Here is a 2,506-nt window from a genome sequence, read left to right on the forward strand (position 1 = left end):
CATATTACAAATAGAATCAAAGAAATGATTAGAGAAAATTCCGAACGCTCTGATTATGATGTTGTTTTAGTTGAACTTGGCGGTACTGTCGGAGACATTGAAAGTCAACCTTTCCTTGAAGCATTAAGGCAGCTCAGAAATGAGGAAGGCCGTGAAAATGTTATGTTTGTCCATGTTACATTTATTCCCTACCTAAATGCAGCCGGAGAATTCAAAACCAAACCAACCCAACACTCTACAAAAGAATTGAGAAGTGTCGGTATAAATCCTGATGTTATTGTATGTAGGTCTCAAGTGCACATTGATGATGCTCTTTTGGCAAAAGTGGCTCACTTCTGTGATGTGGACTTCAAAGCAGTAGTAAATACTCCTGATGCAGGCACAATTTATGAAGTGCCTTTAGTTTTGGAAGATAAAAATATTGGTGCTTTAATCGTTGATAGAATCGGTTTGGATATTGAGCCGGATTCTTCTAAATTGGATGAATGGAGGGAAATTGTAGATTCCCTTAGAATTAAAGATCCTCAAGTTACAATAGGTATTGTAGGGAAATATGTCGAGCTTGAAGATTCATATATCAGTATTCGTGAATCATTGCTTCATGCCGCAGCCAGCATTGGCGTAAAAGCCAACATCAAATTCTTAAGTTCCGATGTTGAGGCATTGGATGAAAATGATTTAAAAGAATTTGACGGTATTTTAATTCCTGGCGGATTTGGTGAAAGAGGATTTGAAGGCAAATTGGATGCAATTGATTATGCGATGGAGAATAATGTGCCTTTATTTGGAATATGTCTTGGAATGCAGTCAATGGTAACTCAATTTGCAAGGAAAAACGGATATCCTAATGCAAACAGTTCAGAATTTGACGATAATTTGGAGTTCCCTGTTATCGACATGATGGAGGAACAAAAGAAAATCAAAAATATGGGTGGAACCATGCGTTTGGGATCTTATGACTGCAAAATCATTGAAGGCACTAAAACTCATGAAGCATATGGTGAAATCGATATTGAAGAACGTCACAGACACAGATATGAGTTCAACAACGATTATAGGGATGACTTGCAAGATAAAGGTCTAATTATTTCAGGTACCAGTCCTGATGACTTCTTAGTTGAAATCATTGAATTGCCAAATCATCCATGGGCTATAGGTTGTCAATTCCATCCGGAATTTAAATCAAGACCTAATAGGCCACATCCGTTATTCAAATCATTTTTAGAAGCTATTTACGAGTATTCTAAAAATTAATTTTTTCTTTTTTTTACAATTTTTTATTATTAAATCAATTTTATGAGTTTATTTTCTATCTAATTAATATTATAGTTCGTATTAGATTATATTATGAATTATAGTTGTATATTTTTATTTCAAGTAATAATTACGGTTCTGTTTTGCATTTTGGCTACAATTTTTGATGTTAAGGAGGGAATTGTTCCGAACAAGTTGACTTATGGCCTTTTACTTTTTGGGCTGATTTCCAACCTTATTTTGGCATGCGTTTCATCTAACATTAAATTCATTTTAGCTTCAATTATTTCGGCAAGTGTAACTTATGCTATAACTTATTTGATGTGGCAATTGAATATTTGGGGTGGTGGTGATGTTAAACTGTTTACGGGCATTGCTTCAGTAATACCATCGGGCTTCAATATAGATTTTTTGAATATTTTTCCTCAGTTGTCAATATATCCGTTTTCATTCAGTGTTGTAGTTAATAGCATATTGGTGTCATTTCCATTTTTGCTTATTTTTGTTTTTTATTTAATTTTCAAAGGCAATGTTTTTAAAAAAAATTCGGATTTGCTGTTTAATGTCTTCAACTGGGGAAGTGTTAAGATTTTAATTGAATCCACACTCAATAAATTAGTGCTTGTTAAAGATATAACTGAGGGTACTATAGTCAATGAATATTATTTCAGCAATGGATACATATGCGATTTAATCATGGAGATTGATGGAAATTTAAAGGTTTATGAAAGCGATGATGAGGATTATAGATATTATTTCAAATCCCAGAGTGCAGGAGGGATAACCGAAAAGGAGATGTACCTATTAAAGATTTTATCAGCTCAGGGATTTATTTCTGATAAGATTTCAGTTAAAATTTCATTCCCTTTTACGCCTGCAATCCTTTTTGGATTGATGATTGCGGTTGTTTATGGGGATATGATAATGCTATTTACAAAAAACATTTATTTGGTGGTCTGATGATTGAAGATAGCTCCGGTCAGGTTTCATTTGAATATCTGTTAATATTTGCAATTTCGCTGATTATTCTAATTATCTTTACAATGCCTTTATTAAATCAAAGCATTGAAAATACCTTTGATGTGTATGATTCGATAAATGTCAAATCTGAATTGTCAAAGATTGCTTCATCAATTAATGAGGTTTATGGTGAGGGTCAGGGATCAAGGCGAACGGTTAATATTCATGCAGTTAACTCTTTTAAGGTCAGTATTGATAATAATTATGTATATTCTAATCTGAAGCTAAAGGA

3 protein-coding genes are annotated in these 2,506 nt (G+C 33.3%); all 3 read left to right on the forward strand.

Annotated elements, in window-relative coordinates; genetic code table 11:
- Positions 1-1,254, forward strand: a 1,254-nt coding sequence (gene pyrG, locus ACJMLZ_RS01175) for a glutamine hydrolyzing CTP synthase (RefSeq protein WP_405303549.1), incomplete at its 5' end; no start/stop codon positions are given.
- Between the two features lie 93 nt (positions 1,255-1,347).
- Positions 1,348-2,214, forward strand: a complete 867-nt coding sequence (locus tag ACJMLZ_RS01180; protein WP_405303551.1) for a prepilin peptidase — start codon at positions 1,348-1,350, stop codon at positions 2,212-2,214.
- Positions 2,214-2,506: class III signal peptide-containing protein (locus tag ACJMLZ_RS01185; RefSeq protein ID WP_405303553.1), on the forward strand; the 293-nt coding region annotated here is incomplete at its 3' end. The genes ACJMLZ_RS01180 and ACJMLZ_RS01185, both read left to right, overlap by 1 nt.

The sequence above is a fragment of the Methanobrevibacter sp. genome (assembly GCF_045126245.1).
Lineage (GTDB): Archaea > Methanobacteriota > Methanobacteria > Methanobacteriales > Methanobacteriaceae > Methanocatella.

Bases quoted from the DNA above. Each gene is read 5' to 3' on its own strand.
- ACJMLZ_RS01180 (WP_405303551.1), top strand. From the start codon at position 1,348: ATGAATTATAGTTGTATATTTTTATTTCAAGTAATAATTACGGTTCTG.